This window comes from Streptomyces boetiae, from assembly GCF_031845405.1.
GTDB lineage: Bacteria > Actinomycetota > Actinomycetes > Streptomycetales > Streptomycetaceae > Streptomyces > Streptomyces boetiae.
This window is the reverse complement of the sequence record NZ_JAVREN010000010.1, coordinates 21,438-38,769: the sequence shown is the minus strand read 5'-3', so window position 1 is coordinate 38,769 and position 17,332 is coordinate 21,438. Positions and strand designations below refer to the sequence as shown.

16 protein-coding genes and 1 tRNA gene are annotated in these 17,332 nt (G+C 71.9%); 15 read left to right on the top strand and 2 right to left on the bottom strand.

Features of this window, described 5'->3' with window-relative positions; genetic code table 11:
- Positions 1–12 precede the first annotated feature (12 nt).
- From RM780_RS09485 to RM780_RS09455, 7 genes are all read left to right on the top strand, one after another.
- Positions 13–267, top strand: coding sequence for a hypothetical protein (locus RM780_RS09485; protein ID WP_311630135.1), 255 nt, complete (start codon positions 13–15; stop codon positions 265–267).
- Positions 268–292: 25 nt separating this feature from the next.
- Positions 293–484, top strand: coding sequence for a hypothetical protein (locus RM780_RS09480; RefSeq protein WP_311630134.1), 192 nt, complete (start codon positions 293–295; stop codon positions 482–484).
- 35 nt (positions 485–519) lie between these two features.
- Complete coding sequence (locus RM780_RS09475) at positions 520–699, top strand: hypothetical protein (RefSeq protein WP_311630133.1); 180 nt, start codon at positions 520–522, stop codon at positions 697–699.
- A gap of 83 nt (positions 700–782) precedes the next feature.
- Positions 783–1,682 (top strand): bifunctional DNA primase/polymerase, encoded by a 900-nt coding sequence (locus tag RM780_RS09470; protein WP_311630132.1) that lies wholly within the window; start codon positions 783–785, stop codon positions 1,680–1,682.
- Positions 1,682–3,166: an ATP-binding protein gene (locus RM780_RS09465; RefSeq protein ID WP_311630131.1), complete on the top strand. Its 1,485-nt coding sequence runs from the start codon at positions 1,682–1,684 to the stop codon at positions 3,164–3,166. The genes RM780_RS09470 and RM780_RS09465 overlap by 1 nt, the downstream gene beginning before the upstream one ends.
- Before the next feature lie 489 nt (positions 3,167–3,655).
- Entirely contained in the window at positions 3,656–3,847 is a 192-nt protein-coding gene (locus RM780_RS09460; protein WP_311630130.1) for a helix-turn-helix transcriptional regulator, read from the top strand.
- Positions 3,844–5,304, top strand: coding sequence for a tyrosine-type recombinase/integrase (locus RM780_RS09455; protein WP_311630129.1), 1,461 nt, complete (start codon positions 3,844–3,846; stop codon positions 5,302–5,304). Before RM780_RS09460 ends, RM780_RS09455 begins: the two co-directional genes overlap by 4 nt.
- A gap of 102 nt (positions 5,305–5,406) precedes the next feature.
- On the opposite strand, the gene RM780_RS09450 is transcribed toward RM780_RS09455, so the two are convergent.
- Both RM780_RS09450 and RM780_RS09445 read right to left on the bottom strand, forming a co-directional pair.
- Complete coding sequence (locus RM780_RS09450) at positions 5,407–6,696, bottom strand: serine/threonine-protein kinase (protein WP_311630128.1); 1,290 nt, start codon at positions 6,694–6,696, stop codon at positions 5,407–5,409.
- A 226-nt stretch (positions 6,697–6,922) separates the two neighbouring features.
- Positions 6,923–6,994 (bottom strand) — tRNA-Arg (locus RM780_RS09445).
- 139 nt (positions 6,995–7,133) lie between these two features.
- On the opposite strand from RM780_RS09445, the gene RM780_RS09440 reads away from it, so the two are divergent.
- The 8 genes from RM780_RS09440 (at position 7,134) to RM780_RS09405 (ending at position 17,291) form a co-directional block, all read left to right on the top strand.
- Positions 7,134–7,574, top strand: coding sequence for a response regulator (locus RM780_RS09440; protein ID WP_311630127.1), 441 nt, complete (start codon positions 7,134–7,136; stop codon positions 7,572–7,574).
- Complete coding sequence (locus tag RM780_RS09435) at positions 7,571–8,338, top strand: arginine--tRNA ligase (protein ID WP_311630126.1); 768 nt, start codon at positions 7,571–7,573, stop codon at positions 8,336–8,338. Before RM780_RS09440 ends, RM780_RS09435 begins: the two co-directional genes overlap by 4 nt.
- Before the next feature lie 52 nt (positions 8,339–8,390).
- Positions 8,391–9,785, top strand: coding sequence for a diaminopimelate decarboxylase (gene lysA, locus RM780_RS09430; protein ID WP_311630125.1), 1,395 nt, complete (start codon positions 8,391–8,393; stop codon positions 9,783–9,785).
- 100 nt (positions 9,786–9,885) lie between these two features.
- On the top strand, positions 9,886–11,205 hold the full coding sequence (locus RM780_RS09425) for a homoserine dehydrogenase (RefSeq protein ID WP_311630124.1): 1,320 nt from the start codon (positions 9,886–9,888) through the stop codon (positions 11,203–11,205).
- A gap of 12 nt (positions 11,206–11,217) precedes the next feature.
- On the top strand, positions 11,218–12,300 hold the full coding sequence (gene thrC / locus RM780_RS09420; protein ID WP_311630123.1) for a threonine synthase: 1,083 nt from the start codon (positions 11,218–11,220) through the stop codon (positions 12,298–12,300).
- A 422-nt stretch (positions 12,301–12,722) separates the two neighbouring features.
- The gene (gene thrB, locus RM780_RS09415; RefSeq protein WP_311630122.1) at positions 12,723–13,658 is read left to right on the top strand and encodes a homoserine kinase; all 936 of its coding nucleotides are present in this window, start codon (positions 12,723–12,725) and stop codon (positions 13,656–13,658) included.
- Positions 13,659–14,047: 389 nt separating this feature from the next.
- Positions 14,048–16,000 carry a transcription termination factor Rho gene (rho, locus tag RM780_RS09410; protein WP_311630121.1) on the top strand — a complete coding sequence of 651 codons (1,953 nt, stop codon included), beginning with the start codon at positions 14,048–14,050 and terminating at the stop codon, positions 15,998–16,000.
- A 160-nt stretch (positions 16,001–16,160) separates the two neighbouring features.
- Positions 16,161–17,291, top strand: a complete 1,131-nt coding sequence (locus tag RM780_RS09405) for an LCP family protein (RefSeq protein ID WP_394812925.1) — start codon at positions 16,161–16,163, stop codon at positions 17,289–17,291.
- Positions 17,292–17,332 lie beyond the last annotated feature (41 nt).

Here is a 17,332-nt window from a genome sequence, read left to right as displayed (position 1 = left end):
CTGGAGCCCCCCATGGCCGGTGCTATACCCATCCTCATCGTCGTCACGTTCGGTTACATCGCTCTGTGTGCGGTCAGCCCGTTCGGACGCTGCCGCGCCTGCGACGGCATCGGCTTTCAGCTGACCACCCGCCGCACCCTCACCGGCAACACCCGCCCCCACCGCGGCCCCGACTGCCGCCGCTGCGAGGGCACCGGCCGCCGCCTGCGCACCGGGCGCCGCATCCACAACGCATGGACCCGACTCCACCACGACGGCACCCGCTGACCCGTCCGGAAGGAGAACCCCCGCCGTGACCGTGACCCTCTCCCTCGCCCTCGTCTTCGGCGTCCTCGTCGCCGGCCTGCTGCGCTTCCGCGCCGTGGGACTCGGTGCCGCCGCCGCATGCGGCCTCTTCGGCTTCTACCTCGCCGACACAGGGGCCGCCACCACCATCAACCAGACCGTTGACGCCCTCGCGGGCGCCCTCTCCGGCCTCGGATGACACGCCCCGCCACCGGCCCAGGCCGCATCACCCTCATGGCAGCCGGAGAACTCCGCGACGCCATACACGCCGCCCAGCGGGGCGACACCGCCACCGCGACCGCGGCCCTGATGTCCATCGACCCCGAGTCCTGGCACGCCATCGAAACCCGCCTGAACAGCCTGGGCGGCAGCATCGCAGAACTCTTCCCCCAGCCGGACCCACCGAACGGCTGAACGCGCCCGGCGGGCGGCCCTCCTCGCAAAGGTCAGCCGCCCGCCGGGCTCTACCCCGCTCCTAGGAACGGAGAACCTCCACTATGACGTATGCCTCCCGCTCCGCGCTGCTGCGCGTGGCGGTGGACCTGGCGGCGGGCGGTGTGCCCGTGCTGCCGCTGAGCGCGGGTAAGCGGCCCGTGCCCAACTGCCCCGCCTGCGCCGGGCCGACGCCCGGTGCGTGCGGTGGACGGCCGACCATGCTCGCCGCCGGGCCCTGCTGCTGCCCGGCGCCGTGCCACGGCTGGGCCGCCGCCACCACCGACCCCGCCGTCCTCACCTCCCGCGCGTGGGCGCGGGCCTGGCAGACGGCTGGGGCGGTCGCCTACCACCCCGGCGGCGCCGGGCTGACCGTGGTGGACCTGGACAACCCGGCCGCCGTCGCCTGGGCCCGCGCGACGCTCCCCCCCACCCGGAGGGTGTCCACCTCCCGGGGCGAGCACTGGATCTACCGGGGCGCCACCCGCTCCGCCAACGCGGTCCGCCCCGGCGTGGACATCAAGTCCGCGATGGCCTACGCCCGTTGGCTGGGGCCCGGTACGGGCACGATGACCGTTCTGCCGCCTGCGGTCCCGGAGCTGGCGAGGAAGGAAGAGCCCGCCCCGGGCGGAAGCGACGGGGCGGGCTCTCCGGCCTTTCGCGCCGCGTGGAACCGCTCGGTGGCCACCGGCTGCCGCCACACCGAACGCTACGTCCGCACGGGCCTTGCACGCGGCCTGGCGATGGTCCGCGCCCGCACCGAACAGGGCGCCGGCAGCCAGGCGTTCGGCGTCGCGCGCTTCCTCGCTGCCCAGCATCGGGACTGCCCCGGGCCGTGTGACCTGGCGGGTATGGGCGGGGACATCGTTCGCGCGGCGGTGGCGGTGGGGGTTCCTGCGGCGTACGCGGTGCGGGCGGTGGAGCGGGGGTTCGCCACGGCCGGTGTTCAGGCGGAGGTCCTCTAATGAGCGAGCACGACGAGAAGTCGGCCGTTCGCGAGGTCATCGCGAAGTACGCCATGGAGCACTTCGCCTACTTCCGCACCCCGGACGGCACCCCCTACGCCCAGCGCATCGGGCACCCCATCGCCCGCCCCCTGAAGAGCCAGGGCGTGGCGGGCAGCCACCGCCAAGAACTCATGCTCGACATGTTCAACGAGGGCCTGGGCCTGTTCAGCGGCACCGCGATGAAGGAAGCTCTCGACCTGATCGAGGCCCTGACGATCAGCGGCAGCGTGCGGCAGGTCAACATCAGGGTCGCTCCCTGCCAGACGGCCGTCGGGGTGACCTGGCTCGATCTCGGGCGCGACGACGGGCAGTCGGTGCGCATCGCGCCCGGCGGGTGGCAGGTGCGCAAGCCGTCCGCCGACGAGGTGGTCTGGCGCCGTACTCAGCTCACCGGAGAACTCCCCAGCCCGCAGCCGGGGCAGGGCATGGCGGGCATTGACCGGCTGTGGGAGCTTTGCAACTTCTCCGACGCGGAGTCCTCCGCCCTGGCCATCGCCTGGCTGCTGGGCTGTCTCGATCCGGCGGTGCCGGTCCCGGCGCCGTTCCTGACCGGGCCGCAGGGCGCAGGGAAGTCCACCACGGCCCGGATGCTCACCCGCGTCATCGAGGGCATGAGCGCGGACCTGCGGCGAGCGCCGAAGGATGAGGACGGCCTGATCACCGCCGTGGCGGCCGGGTGGGTCACCCCCCTGGACAACCTCTCTCACCTCTCCGCGGACATGTCCGACCTGATGTGTTGCATCGTCACCGGAGCCGAGACCATCAAGCGCGCCCTGTACACCGATGGCGACGTGCACCGCGCCCGCTACCGCCGCCCCCTGCTGCTGACCGGAATCGACGTCGGGGTGATCCGGCCCGACCTCGGGGAGAGGCTGCTGCACCTGAAGCTTGAACGCCCCGCCCGGCGCCGGTCCGAAGCGGAGCTGTGGGCCGAGTTCTCCGACGCCCTGCCGGCGATCCTCGGCGGTCTGCTCGACCTGGCCGTCGAAGTCCGCGCCCAACAGGTCGACGTGCCCGCCGATCTGCGCATGGCCGACTTCGCCCGCCTGTGCGCGCAGTTCGACCACGTGCATCACCTCGGGTCGCTGCCCGCCTACCGGGCCAGCCTGGATGACCTCACGGATGACGTGATCGAGGGCGATGTCCTGGCGCAGACCGTGCTTCGGCACGCCGCCACCATGGGCCAGGGCCCGGCCCGGCAGTCCTCCTCATCCTGGCTCGACACGCTCACCCGGCTCTACAGCGGCAGCGCTGAGGACGCTCCTTACCGGCCCCTCCCGAAGGGATGGCCCACCACCGGAAAGGTCCTCTCCGACCGCCTCAAGCGCCTCCAGCCGACCCTTGCCGCCCGAGGCGTCATCGTCGAATGGGGCCGCCACTCGCGACAGGAAGACCCCGCTCGCTCCCGGTACATCGAGATCACCCCCGGCCGGGGTCCCTGATCGCCGGTCGGCGTCCAGCCGCTCTCTGTAGTTCTTCTTGAAGCGGCCTTCTGTCCTAGGTAGGGAAACCCTGCGTCCCCCTGTGGGACAGGGCCCTTGAAACACCCTCCGACCTGCGGAGACCAGGGGGGACGCAGAGCCCGAACCGTGCGTCCCCCCTGCGTCCCCCTGTGGGACAACACCCCGGTTCTGCGTCCCCCTCTGTGGTCCAGCGTCCCCCCTGCGTCCCCCCAATTCCCGCAGGTCACGGGCCCTGTGGACCACAGGACCGCAGGGGGACGCAGAAATCCGGACCTAAGACATTCACGGGGTGCCCCCTCCACACCCGCAGACCGGGTTGCCCGAAGAAGAGGCCACCCCCGCGCGGGCGTGGCCTCTTCCCCACCGACCACACCACCGGCCGCCCATCCAACGCCGGGCGTCGGCGGTCGCCTGAGATCAGGGCCGGAGCGCCCATCGCGAAGATGCACACATGAAGGAGGCGGACACGTGGCCGAGGTCCGCGACGAATGGCTGACCATTCCCGAAGTGATCGAAGAAATCGGTGTCCCGCGAGCGACGTTCTACCGCTGGCGGCAGTGCAGGAAAGGACCGAAGTCCATCAAGCTGCCGAACGGCGCGGTGCGCATCCGCCGGTCGGAACTGGACCGTTGGCTTGCCGCAATGGAGGACGCGGCGTGAGTCACCGCAACTCGCAGGAGTCCCCGGGCGCCCGTGATAACGGGCGCCCGGCCGGGCCCGACGAGACGAAGCTTTCCACCGATGTGCGCGTATGGAAAATCAGCAAGGTCAACAGCAAGAGCGCCCCCTATCAGCTCCGGTGGGTCGTTGCCGGAAAGGTGAAGACTGCCAGCTTCGCCACCGTGCCACTCGCTGAAAGCCGCCGGGCAGATCTGTGGAAGGCCATGAGGCGGGGTGAGGCGTTCGACACGGAAACGGGACTCCCGGAGTCGGAACTGCGCGCCGCAGCGGCGAAGGCCAACGCCAGACCCGACCCGAGGTGGTGGGACTTCTCTCGCGAATACATGGCGGCCCGGTGGCGTACTGCGGCGGCCAAAACCCGCGAAGGCATTGCCGACAGCCTGGCCACGGTCGCGGTTGCCATGATGGGGGACGGCACCAAGGCGCCTACTCCGGAAGAAGTGCGGCGCGCTGTCCGCTGGGCCGTTGTTCCGGCCCACAAGGATGACGAACCCCCGGAGGACATCGCCGCCGCCTGCGCTTGGCTTGCCACTCACTCCCTGCGCCTTTCGTCCCTCTCGGACCCGAAGGTCGTGCGGGAGGTTCATTACCGGTTGTCGTTCAAACTGGATGACGCGCCTGCCGCCGGAGACACATACAAGCGGCGGCGGCGCGGGTTCAACACCGCTATGCAGTACGCCATTGAGGCCGGGTATATCGAGGAAAACCCGCTCGCCAGGATCAAGCGAAACACGGCCCAAGGCGATGACCGGGTGGACCCCCGAGTTCTCGTGAACGCGACGCAGGGCGGCAGTCTCCTGACGGCCGTCTCGTACGTCGGGTCGATCAACCGCAACCGGGGGCGCCGCCTGGTCGCGTTCTTCGCGTGCCAGCTCTACGCCGGACTTCGGCCGGCGGAAGCGGTCGGGCTCCGTCGTGCTGACTGCTCCCTCCCCGCCAAGGGATGGGGCACGTTGACGCTGCGCGAGACCCGTCCGGTGTCCGGCCGGAGGTGGACCGACTCCGGGCAGCGGCACGACAAGCGCGGGCTCAAGTCCCGCGAGAGCGGGGCCGACCGGCCCGTGCCGATCCCGCCGCTGCTGGTGGCCCTGCTCCAAGCGCACATCGAGGAATTCGGGACGGCTGCGGACGGCAGGCTTTTCCCCAACGAGCGGGGCGGCGTGCTGGGGACATCGAGCTACTGGCGCGTGTGGCAGGAAGCGCGGCCCTTCGCCCTGCCGCCTGACAAGGCGGGCTCGCTGCTGGCCCGGCGGCCGTACGACCTGCGGCACACCTGCATAACCAACTGGCTCAACGCCGGCGTCCCACCGGCCGAGGTTGCCCGCCGGGCGGGAAACTCCCCGGAGGTCATCCACCGGCGCTACGAGGGCTGCATCGACGGACACGAGGAGCTGAACAACAGGAAGATCGAGCAGGCGATGGGTTGGATTGACTAAGCCATGACCTAGATACCGGCACTCAGCAAGAGAGGGCCCCAGCTTACGGCCGGGGCCCTCCTCCGCAGGTACTGGAGACTACTCTTTGGTGCAGAACTGCACCTACGGAAGGGCTTGCGCGATCGGCCCAGGAAGGGAAAAGCGTTTCAAATAGGGCTTCACGAAATGCGCCGCGAACGTATCGCTGCGCAAGAGCGACGCGGCGTAAAATATATCCTCTGGGCTTTTTAGGCCTGCGACTGCTCGGGCAAACACCTCGCCTACGTAGAAGCGGTTGTGTGTGCTCCCGACAATGAGTATGCGTCGAAGGCTTAGATGCCGAAGGGGAAGCGAGGCATTGTCGGCGACTTGCAGGACGTTGAAGAAGAAACTCGCTATCTGATCCGTGTAATCGAACGGATGTCCACCGTCGGCGTAAGCATCAAACGATCGGACCATGTGATCAAAGGCGATGGGGTCGCCCTCGATCATCTCGCGCAGTAGCTCCTGCGGCAATGAAGGGATGAAGTCCTTGAAAAAAACCTCATCTTCGGAAGAGTCAAGCAACAGCCGCAGCAAGGCTGCCGTAGCTGTCGCATCGCCGTCTAGCGCTTGCGCTTTGAGTGCGTTGGCGCGCGCGGTGGGTGGGGCTACTTCACTGCCTGAGGCGGTGAGTAGTTCCAGCTCTCTCCTCACTTCGGCAACTGATTGAAACCGCTGGTCCGGCTCCTCTGCGACGCAACGGCTAATAAAGTAGCGGTATTTTGCCTCTAGCCTTCTAATGCGAGGGCGAGGGAAAGGGATCTCGCCGGTCAGGCAATGATAGAGGATCTGTCCCACTGCGTAGATGTCGGCCGTTGCTGTTGCCGTATGTGCATTGTCGAACTGTTCGGGTGCCATATAGGCCGCAGAGCCCACGGCGCTATTCACGCGGGTGATCGTCGTGCTATCCGATTGGACTTGACGGCATAGGCCAAAATCGGAGATCACCCATCGATTATCGAGGAGCAGTAGATTTGCTGGCTTCAGGTCTCGATGTAGCACGCCTTGGTTGTGGGCGTATTCGAGCGCATGCAATACGTCTATGATGATCGATGTGGCGTGCTCTTCGTCGAGAGGTCCCAATTCCAACCTGTCCTCAAGGGACCCTGCGGCGATAGGCATCACGTAGAACGGCTTTTCCTGCTTCAGGCCCATGGCTATTATGGGCATGATGCCCGAGTGGCGCAGCGATGACTGATAACGGGCTTCTCGCTCGAAGCGTCGACGCTCGCTAGCGTCCTTAAGGAACTTAATTGCGACTTGATCGCCAGTTTCTATTTCCTCGGCGCGCCATACTGTTCCTTGGCCGCCGCCGTGCAATCGCTCTAGTTTCCTGAACCTCGCCACAGGTCCTCCACCGTCAGGTGCCATGGCGGCAGTGTAGGCACTAGGGCGCCGCGCGGCGGTTCACTTGCGTTCCCAAGTGATGGGTGAGGGGCGGTCCTTGCCTGCGTGGCGCGGGTGGGCTCTCACTCGCCACTCACGCGCGGGCCGTGCGCAACAGTAGCGAAGGGCTGGACCCAATGAGACTGGGTCCAGCCCTCAGATCAGTGCACTTACGCAGGTCAACGGCACTGAGGCAGACGCTGTGGCGCTGTGCCCCCGGCAGGATTCGAACCTGCGCACACGGCTCCGGAGGCCGTTGCTCTATCCCCTGAGCTACGGGGGCGCGACGGGTAGAACCCTACCAGGGCGGGGAGGGTGGGGCGCACCGCGGTTTCCGTACGGGGGTGCGGGGGGCCGTACGGGAGGGTGTTGTTTCGGGAAAGAGGGGGACGTGGGGGGAGGGGGCTGCCTACTCTGGGGGTGTGCCAGGCGTTTTGGGCCGGGTCCTTGTCGTGGACGACAGCCAGGTCATCCGGCAGTTGATCAGGCTGAACCTCGAGCTCGACGGCTTCGAGGTCGCTACCGCCTCGGACGGCGAGGAGTGCCTGGAGGCCGTGCGGAGGGTCCGGCCCGATGTGATCACGCTGGACCTGGCGATGCCGCGGCTGGACGGGGCCAGGACCGTGCGGCGGCTGCGGGGGGACGAGGGGACGCGGCGGATTCCGCTCGTCGTGGTCAGCGCGGACGTCGTGGGGCGGCGGGAGCTGCCGCCCGGGGTGGACGCGGTGGTGCCCAAGCCCTTCGAGCCGGCCGAGCTGGTCGGCGTCGTGCGCAGGCTGTGGCGGGAGGGGCGCAGGCCCGCTGTCCATCTGGCAAAACCGCTGGCGGGCCGACGGGAAAGCTCTCGTACGCTGGCCCCGTGACTCCCGCCCAGCTCTCCGAGGCCGTGCTGCGCTCCGTGCGCGAGGCGGCCGAACGCGGTGAGCTGGGCGCCGTGCGCGAGGTGCCCGAGCGGGTGGGGCTGCGCGCGCGGGGAGCGCGCGCCTGGGGCACGGGGATCGCGCTCGGCCTGGCCGCGAGGGGCGGGGTGCCGGCCGGCGAGGTGGCGCGGGCGGTGCGGGCCCGGCTGGACGGCCTGCCCGGGGTCGCGGACGTCGAGGTGACGGCGGGCGGCTTCCTCACGGTGCGGCTGGGGGAGGACGCGGACGCCGCGCTGCTGCGGGAGATCCTGCAACGGCCGAACGCGCCCACTTCCGAGGAGGACCCCGCCCGGGACGCGGCCCGCTGGGCGGCGGCGGCCGGGGGCGACCCCGGGGGCGCCCTGCTGGTGCAGCGCGAGGAGAACCCCCTCTTCCGCGCGCGGTACGCGCACGCGCGCGCCCGGGGCGTGGCCCGCGGGGCGCGCGCCCTGGGGGTGCGCCCGGAGCCGGCGGGGGCCGCGTTCGCGGGGCGCGAGGAGCGGGCGTTGCTCGAAGCGCTCGGAGAGGACGGCCTCGGGCCGGTGCGCCAACTCCTGGCCGTGGCGGGGGCGTTCCTGGAGACCGAGCGGGCCAGGCCCGCGCTGCCGGTGGGGGACGAGCCGGCCGGGGCGGCGCACGGCGCGCGGGTGGCGCTCGCGCTGGCGGCGGGGGCGGTGCTCGCCCGCCGCCTGGGGGAGCTGGGCATCAGCGCCCCCGAGCACGCGTAGGAAATGAAGCAGGAAAGACAGAGAGCAAGAGAGCACGAGGTCAGGGAAGACGATGAGCCGTTCTGCGCACCCCGCGGGGCCCCGGCATGGCGATGTGCTGCCCGAGGGGCACTACCTCGCGCCGCCCGCCGATCTGAACGCGATCGAGGGCAAGGTGTGGGCCGCGAACGTCCGGCGCGGCGCCGAGGGGGCCGTGACCGTCGCCGGGCTCGATGTGCGGGAGGTCGCGCGGGAGTTCGGCACGCCGGCCTACGTGCTGGACGAGGCGGACTTCCGGGCGCGCTGCCGCGCCTGGCGGGAGGCGTTCGGGCCGGGGGCCGACGTGTTCTACGCCGGGAAGGCGTTCCTGTCGCGGGCCGTGGTGCGGTGGCTGCGCGAGGAGGGACTGAACCTCGACGTTTGCTCCCCCGGGGAGCTGGCCACCGCGCTGAGCGCCGGGATGCCGCCCGAGCGGATCGCCATGCACGGCAACAACAAGTCCGTCCCCGAGATCGAGCGGGGCGTGGCCGCGGGCGTGGGCCGGATCGTGCTGGACTCCTTCGAGGAGATCGGGCGGGTGGCCGCCGCGGCGGCCCGGCACGGGGTGCGGCAGCGGGTGCTGGTGCGGGTGACGGTGGGCGTGGAGGCGCACACCCACGAGTTCATCGCGACGGCGCACGAGGACCAGAAGTTCGGCCTGGCGCTGAGCGACGGAACGGCCGCCGAGGCGGTACGCCGCGTGCTGGCCGAGGGCGCGCACCTGGAGCTGGCGGGGCTGCACAGCCACATCGGCTCGCAGATCTTCGACATGGCAGGCTTCGAGGTCTCCGCGCGGCGGGTGGTCGGGCTGCTGTCGGCGATCCGCGACGAGCACGGCGTCGAGCTCCCGGAGATCGACCTGGGCGGCGGCCTGGGCATCGCCTACACGCCGGAGGACGACCCGCGCGAGCCGCACGAGATCGCCAAGGCGCTGGCGGAGATCGTCGCCAAGGAGTGCGAGGCGGCGGGCCTGGCGGTGCCGCGGCTGGCGGTGGAGCCGGGGCGCGCGATCGCGGGACCGAGCGCGTTCACCCTGTACGAGGTGGGCACGGTCAAGCCGCTGGCCGGGCTGCGGACGTACGTGAGCGTCGACGGCGGGATGTCGGACAATATCCGTACGGCCCTCTACGACGCCGAGTACTCGGTGGCGCTGGTCTCGCGGGCCTCGCGGGCCGCCCCGATGCTGGTGCGGGTGGTCGGCAGGCACTGCGAGAGCGGGGACATCGTCGTCCGCGACGCCTACCTGCCGGCCGACCTGGCGCCGGGGGACCTGGTGGCCGTGCCCGCCACGGGCGCGTACTGCCGTTCCATGGCCTCCAACTACAACCACACCCCCCGGCCGCCCGTGATCGCGGTCGCCGCGGGGGCGGCGCGGGAGATCGTCCGGCGGGAGAGTGAGGAGGATCTCCTCCGGCTGGACGTCGGGTGAGGTGTCGGCCGGGTCCGCATAGTGAACGATGGGCCGTGATCGGTCTCCGGTGCGTGAGACTGATGGTCCGAGCGTGATGGGAAAGGCGAGGTCGAGTCGAATGGTGCGCACTCGTCCGTTGAAGGTGGCGCTGCTTGGCTGCGGAGTCGTCGGCTCGCAGGTGGCCCGCCTGATGACGACGCACGCGCACGACCTCGCCGCCCGCATCGGCGCCCCCGTCGAGCTGGCCGGGGTGGCCGTTCGGCGCCCGGCCCGGGACCGGGACGGCGTGGACGAGGCGCTGGTCACCACCGACGCGGCCGGGCTGGTCTCCCGCGGCGACATCGACGTCGTGGTGGAGCTGATCGGCGGGATCGAGCCGGCCAGGACGCTGATCCAGGCGGCCTTCGAGAGCGGCGCGAGCGTGGTGACGGCGAACAAGGCGCTGCTGGCCCAGGACGGCCCGGCCCTGCACGCCGCCGCGGAGAAACACGGCGCCGACCTGTACTTCGAGGCCGCGGTGGCCGGGGCGATCCCGCTGCTGCGGCCGTTGCGCGAGTCCCTGGCCGGGGACAAGGTCAACCGGGTCCTGGGCATCGTCAACGGCACGACGAACTTCGTCCTGGACCGGATGGAGTCCACCGGCGCCGGGTACGGCGAGGCGCTGGCCGAGGCCACCGCGCTGGGGTACGCGGAGGCCGATCCGACCGCCGATGTCGAGGGCTTCGACGCGGCGGCGAAGGCGGCCATCCTGGCCGGGATCGCGTTCCACAGCCGGGTGCGGCTGGACGACGTGCACCGCGAGGGCATCACCGAGGTGACGGCCGCGGACATCGCGGGCGCGCGGAAGCTGGGCTGCACCGTCAAGCTGCTGGCCGTCTGCGAACGCGCGGAGGACGGCCGTTCCGTCACCGCCCGCGTGCACCCGGCGATGATCCCGCTCAGCCATCCGCTGGCCGGGGTGCGGGAGGCGTACAACGCGGTCTTCGTGGAGGCGGAGGCCGCCGGGCAGCTCATGTTCTACGGTCCCGGCGCGGGCGGGGCCCCGACGGCCTCGGCGGTGCTGGGCGACCTGGTCGCCGCCTGCCGCAACCGGGTCACCGGCGGGCTCGGCCCCGGCGAGTCCGCCTACGCGCAGCTCCCGGTCTCGCCGATGGGCGAGGTGGTCACGCGGTACCACGTCAGCCTCGACGTGGTGGACCGGCCGGGCGTGCTGGCGCAGTGCGCGACCGTCTTCGCCGACCACGGGGTGTCCATCGAGACGGTGCGCCAGACCAGCAGCGGCAAGGAGGACGGCGGCGCGCAGGTCGTCGTCGTGACGCACCGGGCGACCGACGCGGCGCTCGGGGCGACCGTCGAGGCGCTGCGGCGGCTCGACACCGTGCACGGCGTGGCGAGCACCATGCGCGTCGAAGGCGATCAGGGAACGGGGAGCAGGTAGAGGACGGTGGCCATGCAGGCACAGGACCAGCCGGGCACCAGCCGCCAGTGGCGCGGTGTCATCGAGGAGTACCGGGACCGGCTCCCGGTCACGGCCGAAACGCCGGTGGTGACGCTGCGCGAGGGGGGAACGCCCCTGGTGCCGGCGCAGACGCTGTCGGAACGCACGGGGTGTGACGTATATCTCAAGGTCGAGGGCGCCAATCCGACGGGCTCCTTCAAGGACCGCGGCATGACGATGGCCATCTCGCACGCCAAGCAGGAGGGCGCGCAGGCCGTCATCTGCGCCTCGACGGGGAACACCTCGGCCTCCGCCGCCGCCTACGCGGTGCGCGCCGGGATGGTGTGCGCGGTGCTGGTGCCGCAGGGGAAGATCGCGCTGGGGAAGATGGGCCAGGCGCTGGTGCACGGCTCCCGCATCCTCCAGGTCGACGGCAACTTCGACGACTGCCTCACGCTGGCGCGCGGCCTGGCGGAGAAGTACCCGGTGGCGCTGGTCAATTCGGTGAACCCGGTGCGGATCGAGGGCCAGAAGACGGCCGCCTTCGAGATCGTGGACATGCTGGGCGACGCCCCCGACATCCACGTGCTGCCGGTCGGCAACGCGGGCAACATCACGGCCTACTGGAAGGGTTACCGCGAGTACGCCGCGGACGGCCCGGCCACGCGCACCCCGCGGATGTGGGGGTTCCAGGCCGCGGGCGCGGCGCCGATCGTGCGCGGCGAGCCGGTGAAGGACCCGACGACGATCGCGACCGCGATCCGCATCGGCAACCCGGCCTCGTGGACGTTCGCCGAGCGCGCGCGGGACGAGTCCGGCGGCCGGATCGACGCCGTGACGGACCGTCAGATCCTCGCGGCCTACCGGCTGTTGGCCGCACGCGAGGGCGTGTTCGTCGAGCCCGCCTCGGCGGCCTCGGTGGCCGGGCTGCTCGCCGCCGCGGAGGCCGGCGAGGTCGACCCGGGCCAGCGGATCGTCTGCACGGTCACCGGCAACGGCCTCAAGGACCCCGACTGGGCGGTCTCCGGCGCGCCCCGGCCGGTGACGGTCCCGGTGGACGCCGAGGCGGCGGCCGGGCACCTCGGCCTGGCCTGAGGAACGCGCGCCGCGGGCCGTCCCGGGGCGGCCCGCGGCGAACGCCCGGGCGCGCACGTCCGGGCCCGCGGCGTACGCCGGGGCCCGCGCAGGTGCGCGGCGCGCGGCCGGACGTTTCCGTGAACGGCCGGGCCGGTCGACGTCCCCGGTGCCCCGCCCGGCCCCCGCGTCCCGCCGGCCCCGCAAGGCTCCCGGCGCGCGCCCGGAGCCCCGCTCCGCGGCGCGTCGGGGGCGGGCGACACCTGTCCGCCCTGTATCGCGTCTGAACCTTCCTTCGATAGGCTGGTATTCGTCCCGGAGTGCGGTACCGCTCGCCACTGCGTCCGCGAGGCAGCGGCGGGGTGGACACGCACCGCTGAATCCACGCCGCGCCGCCCCGTGAGGACCCTGCCGCACATCTCACCAAGGAGAGTCATCGAGCGATGGCCCATCCCGCCTTCCGCGCCGCCGCCGTACGGGTGCGTACGCCCGCGACCAGCGCCAACCTCGGTCCCGGCTTCGACGCGCTCGGCCTGGCCCTCGGGCTCTACGACGACGTGGTGGTCCGCGTGGCGGAGTCGGGCCTGCACGTGGACATCGCCGGGGAGGGAGCCGCCGACCTGCCGCGCGACGAGCGGAACCTCCTGGTCAGGACGCTGCGCACGGCGTTCGACGCGCTGGGCGGGCAGCCCCGCGGCCTGGAGGTCGTCTGCGCCAACCGCATCCCGCACGGGCGGGGCCTGGGCTCCTCCTCGGCCGCCATCTGCGCCGGCCTCGTCGCGGCCCGCGCCGTGACCACGGGCGGCGAGGCCCGGATGGACGACGCGCTGATGCTGGAGCTGGCCACCGAGATCGAGGGGCACCCGGACAACGTCGCCGCCTGCCTGCTCGGCGGCTTCACGCTGGCCTGGGGCGAGGGCGGGGCGGTGCGCGCGATCCGGATGGAGCCGGCGGCCACGGTCGTTCCCGTCGTCTTCGTGCCGGCCACGCCCCTGGCCACGCACACCGCCCGCGGCCTGCTGCCGCAGTCCGTCCCGCACGTCGACGCCGCCGCCAACGCCGGGCGGGCCGCGCTGCTGGTGGAGGCGCTGACCCGGCGCCCCGACCTGCTGTTCCCGGCCACCGAGGACCGGCTGCACCAGGAGTACCGCGCCCCGGCCATGCCCGGGAGCGTCGACCTGGTAGCGCGGCTGCGCGCGGACGGCGTGCCCGCCGTCATCTCCGGCGCGGGACCGACCGTGCTGGCCTTCGCCGAGGACGGCGAGGCCGAGAAGATCGCCCGGCTGGCGGGAGAGGGCTGGACGGCGAACCGGCTGGCCCTCGACCTGGCCGGAACGTCCGTGCTGCCGCTGGCCGGGGCGGACGAGGCCGGCCGGTGACGCGCCCTCGCGCCGGACGACGCGCGAGCGACGCGGAACCGGAAACAGCCGGTCGCGGAAGATCGCAGAAGAACAGCGAGAGGGGGAATGAAGGCGAGATCCGGTAGTGTTAACCTCAAGTCTGCACGTACCGCCCCGCTGGGCGACGTGCGCAATTCCGGAGTCCCACCTCATGGGACCACCTCTTTTTTCCGGGAGCCTCCACTCATCTGCCTGAGCAGCCTGCCTGGTAGCGCCGAGCACGCTCCGGAACCCTTTGAAACGATCTTCCGCCGCGCGAGCAGGCGGATTTACCGCACCGGCCGGTCCACCGCACGGGGCCGCAGCCGGACAGCACGACCGGTCGCCGAGCCAGTAGGGCCGACGTCCGCTCCAGGGAAGGACCCTTCGTGAGCGACACCACCGATCTGATGGGCGTGAGTGCCGACACCGCCGACAAGACTGCCGGTGCTGCCACCGCGCCCGCCACGGACGCTCCTGCCGCCGCGCCGCGGCGCCGGCGCTCGGGTACCGGCCTCGACGGCATGGTTCTCGCCGAGCTTCAGCAGGTCGCGTCCGGGCTGGGGATCAGGGGCACCGCGCGGATGCGCAAGAGCCAGCTGATCGAGGTCATCAAGGAGAAGCAGGCCGCCGGCGCCGGAAGCGCCGGAGCGGCGGTCAACGGGGACGGCAAGGCGGCCGACGCCGCGGAGAAGCCCAAGCGCCGCACCACCTCCCGCGCCCGCACCGGCGAGGAGGGCGGGGACCGGCAGATCGAGATCCCGGGCCAGGGCGGCGAGGGCAAGGCGCCCGCGGCCGAGGCGGCCGACCGGGACGGCGCGAAGGGCGACCGGGACGGGGCCAGGGACGACGCCGCGGGCGTGACCGAGGCCGCCAGGTCCGGCGAGGGCGCCGAGCGGCCCGCCAAGCGCGACCGCGACCGCCGCGGCGGCAAGAACGGCGGCGGCAAGGGCGAGGGCCAGGCCCAGGGACAGGGCGGCGGCCAGGGTGCTCCCTCCGGCAAGGGCGAGGGCCAGGGCGGCCAGGGCCAGGCCGGCAAGGGCGGCCGGGACCGCGACAGGGACCGCGACCGGGACCGCGACCGCGACCGGGACCGCGACGACGACTTCGACGGCGGGCGCCGCGGGCGCCGGGGCCGGTACCGCGACCGCCGCGGGCGCCGGGGCCGCGACGAGGTCGTCGAGCCGCAGGTGGCCGACGACGACGTGCTGATCCCCGTCGCCGGCATCCTCGACATCCTCGACAACTACGCCTTCGTGCGCACCTCCGGCTATCTGGCCGGTCCCAACGACGTGTACGTCTCCCTCGCCCAGGTCCGCAAGAACGGCCTGCGCAAGGGCGACCACGTCACCGGCGCCGTCCGGCAGCCGCGCGAGGGCGAGCGGCGGGAGAAGTTCAACGCCCTGGTCCGCCTCGACTCGGTCAACGGCATGGCGCCCGAATCCGGGCGCGGGCGGCCGGAGTTCAACAAGCTGACCCCGCTCTACCCGCAGGAGCGGCTGCGCCTTGAGGGCGACCCGGGCGTCCTCTCGACGCGGATCATCGACCTCGTCTCGCCCATCGGCAAGGGGCAGCGCGGCCTGATCGTGGCCCCGCCCAAGACGGGCAAGACCATGATCATGCAGGCGGTGGCCAACGCCATCACCCGCAACAACCCCGAGTGCCACCTCATGGTCGTCCTCGTCGACGAGCGGCCCGAGGAGGTCACGGACATGCAGCGCTCGGTGAAGGGCGAGGTCATCTCCTCGACCTTCGACCGGCCCGCCGACGACCACACCACGGTCGCGGAGCTGGCCATCGAGCGCGCCAAGCGGCTGGTGGAGCTGGGCCACGACGTGGTCGTGCTGCTGGACTCCATCACCCGCCTGGGCCGGGCCTACAACCTCGCCGCCCCCGCCTCCGGCCGCATCCTCTCCGGCGGTGTGGACTCCGCGGCGCTCTACCCGCCGAAGAAGTTCTTCGGCGCCGCGCGCAACATCGAGGACGGCGGCTCGCTGACCATCCTCGCCACCGCGCTGGTGGAGACCGGCTCCCGGATGGACGAGGTGATCTTCGAGGAGTTCAAGGGCACCGGCAACATGGAGCTGAAGCTCGACCGGAAGCTCGCCGACAAGCGCATCTTCCCGGCCGTGGACGTCGACGCCTCCAGCACCCGCAAGGAGGAGATCCTGATGGGCAGCGACGAGCTGGCCATCGTCTGGAAGCTCCGCCGGGTCCTGCACGCGCTGGACCAGCAGCAGGCCATCGAGCTGCTGCTGGACCGGATGAAGCAGTCGAAGTCGAACGCCGAGTTCCTGCTGCAGATCCAGAAGACGACCCCCGCGCCGGGCAACTCCGACTGACCCCGCGCACGCGTCCCACGGGGGCGGCACCGCACTCCGCGGCGCCGCCCCCGCCGCGTTTCCCGGACGTTTGCGCAGGTCAGGACGGCTCGCGGGTGGGCGTTCCGGGTGCTGGGCCGTTCGGGAAGCGTCACCCGGCATATCGGGGCACAATGGGTGAATGGCCCACCAATCGGACGGCGAACGACCGGCGGAGCGACCCGGGGGAACGGGGCGCCGCCGCGGCCGGCGCGCGTGGTGGATGCGCACCACCGCCGTCGCCCTGGGCCTCGCGCTGCTGCTGGCGGGCGGGGGCCTGACGGCCCTCTACCTCAAGCTCGACGGCAACATCGACCACGTCGACATCGACGGCGCCCTCGGCCCCGACCGGCCTGCCAACGGCCCCGGCGGCTCGCTCGACATCCTCGTCCTCGGCTCCGACTCCCGCTCCGGCGGGAACGGCGCCTTCGGGGCGGACGACGCCCAGGACGGGGCCCGCGCCGACACGGCGATGGTCGTCCACGTCAACGCCGCGCACGACGCCGCCACGGTGGTCTCCATACCGCGCGACACCCTCGTCGACCGGCCCTCCTGCGAGCGGGCGGACGGCTCGACCGCCCCGGCTCGGGAGCGTGCGATGTTCAACGAGGCGTACACCGTGGGCGGCCCGGTGTGCGCGGTCAAGACGGTCGAGTCCGTCACCGGGCTGCGCATGGACCACTACATCGAGGTCGACTTCCAGGGCTTCGCCGAGCTGATCGACACCCTCGGTGGCGTCGAGGTCACCACCACCCGCGCCATCGACGACAAGGACAGCCACCTGCGCCTGCCCGCCGGAACGCACACCCTCGACGGGGAGCAGGCCCTGGCCCTGGTGCGCACCCGGAAGGCCGTGGGCGACGGCAGCGACCTGTCCCGGATCGCGCTCCAGCAGGCGTTCCTCAAGGCCCTGGCCGGGCAGGTCGGCGAGGTCGGGCCGGCGAGCAACCCCAAGCGTCTGTACGACCTCGCGGACGCCGCCACCTCGGCCGTCACCACCGACTCCTCGCTGGCCTCCGTGACCGACCTGATCGCCCTGGGCCGCACCCTCCAGGGCATCGGGCCCGGCGACATGGACCTGCTGACCCTGCCCGTCGGCCCCGACCACGCCGACCCCAACCGGGTCGCGCCCCTGCCCGGCGAGTCCCGGCAGGTCTGGTCGGCGCTGCGCCACGACCAGCCGGTGCCGCCCTCGGTGGGCCGCGGCCGGGCGGGGGAGGGCGACGGCGTCCTCGCCGGGGACGGCACGCAGGCAGGGGACGGCGGGGAATAGGGGGCGGCCGGGGGCCGTTTTGGCGGGCACGCCCGGTCCTG

What these genes read in the sequence shown, in the direction of transcription:
- RM780_RS09485 (WP_311630135.1), top strand. Translation starts at nt 13, where the DNA reads ATGGCCGGTGCTATACCCATCCTCATCGTCGTCACGTTCGGTTACATC.
- thrC (WP_311630123.1), top strand. Translation starts at nt 11,218, where the DNA reads ATGCAGGCACAGGACCAGCCGGGCACCAGCCGCCAGTGGCGCGGTGTC.
- RM780_RS09405 (WP_394812925.1), top strand. Translation starts at nt 16,161, where the DNA reads ATGGCCCACCAATCGGACGGCGAACGACCGGCGGAGCGACCCGGGGGA.
- RM780_RS09470 (WP_311630132.1), top strand. Translation starts at nt 783, where the DNA reads ATGACGTATGCCTCCCGCTCCGCGCTGCTGCGCGTGGCGGTGGACCTG.
- lysA (WP_311630125.1), top strand. Translation starts at nt 8,391, where the DNA reads ATGAGCCGTTCTGCGCACCCCGCGGGGCCCCGGCATGGCGATGTGCTG.
- RM780_RS09425 (WP_311630124.1), top strand. Translation starts at nt 9,886, where the DNA reads ATGGTGCGCACTCGTCCGTTGAAGGTGGCGCTGCTTGGCTGCGGAGTC.
- thrB (WP_311630122.1), top strand. Translation starts at nt 12,723, where the DNA reads ATGGCCCATCCCGCCTTCCGCGCCGCCGCCGTACGGGTGCGTACGCCC.
- RM780_RS09475 (WP_311630133.1), top strand. Translation starts at nt 520, where the DNA reads ATGGCAGCCGGAGAACTCCGCGACGCCATACACGCCGCCCAGCGGGGC.
- RM780_RS09465 (WP_311630131.1), top strand. Translation starts at nt 1,682, where the DNA reads ATGAGCGAGCACGACGAGAAGTCGGCCGTTCGCGAGGTCATCGCGAAG.
- RM780_RS09450 (WP_311630128.1), bottom strand. Translation starts at nt 6,696, where the DNA reads ATGGCACCTGACGGTGGAGGACCTGTGGCGAGGTTCAGGAAACTAGAG.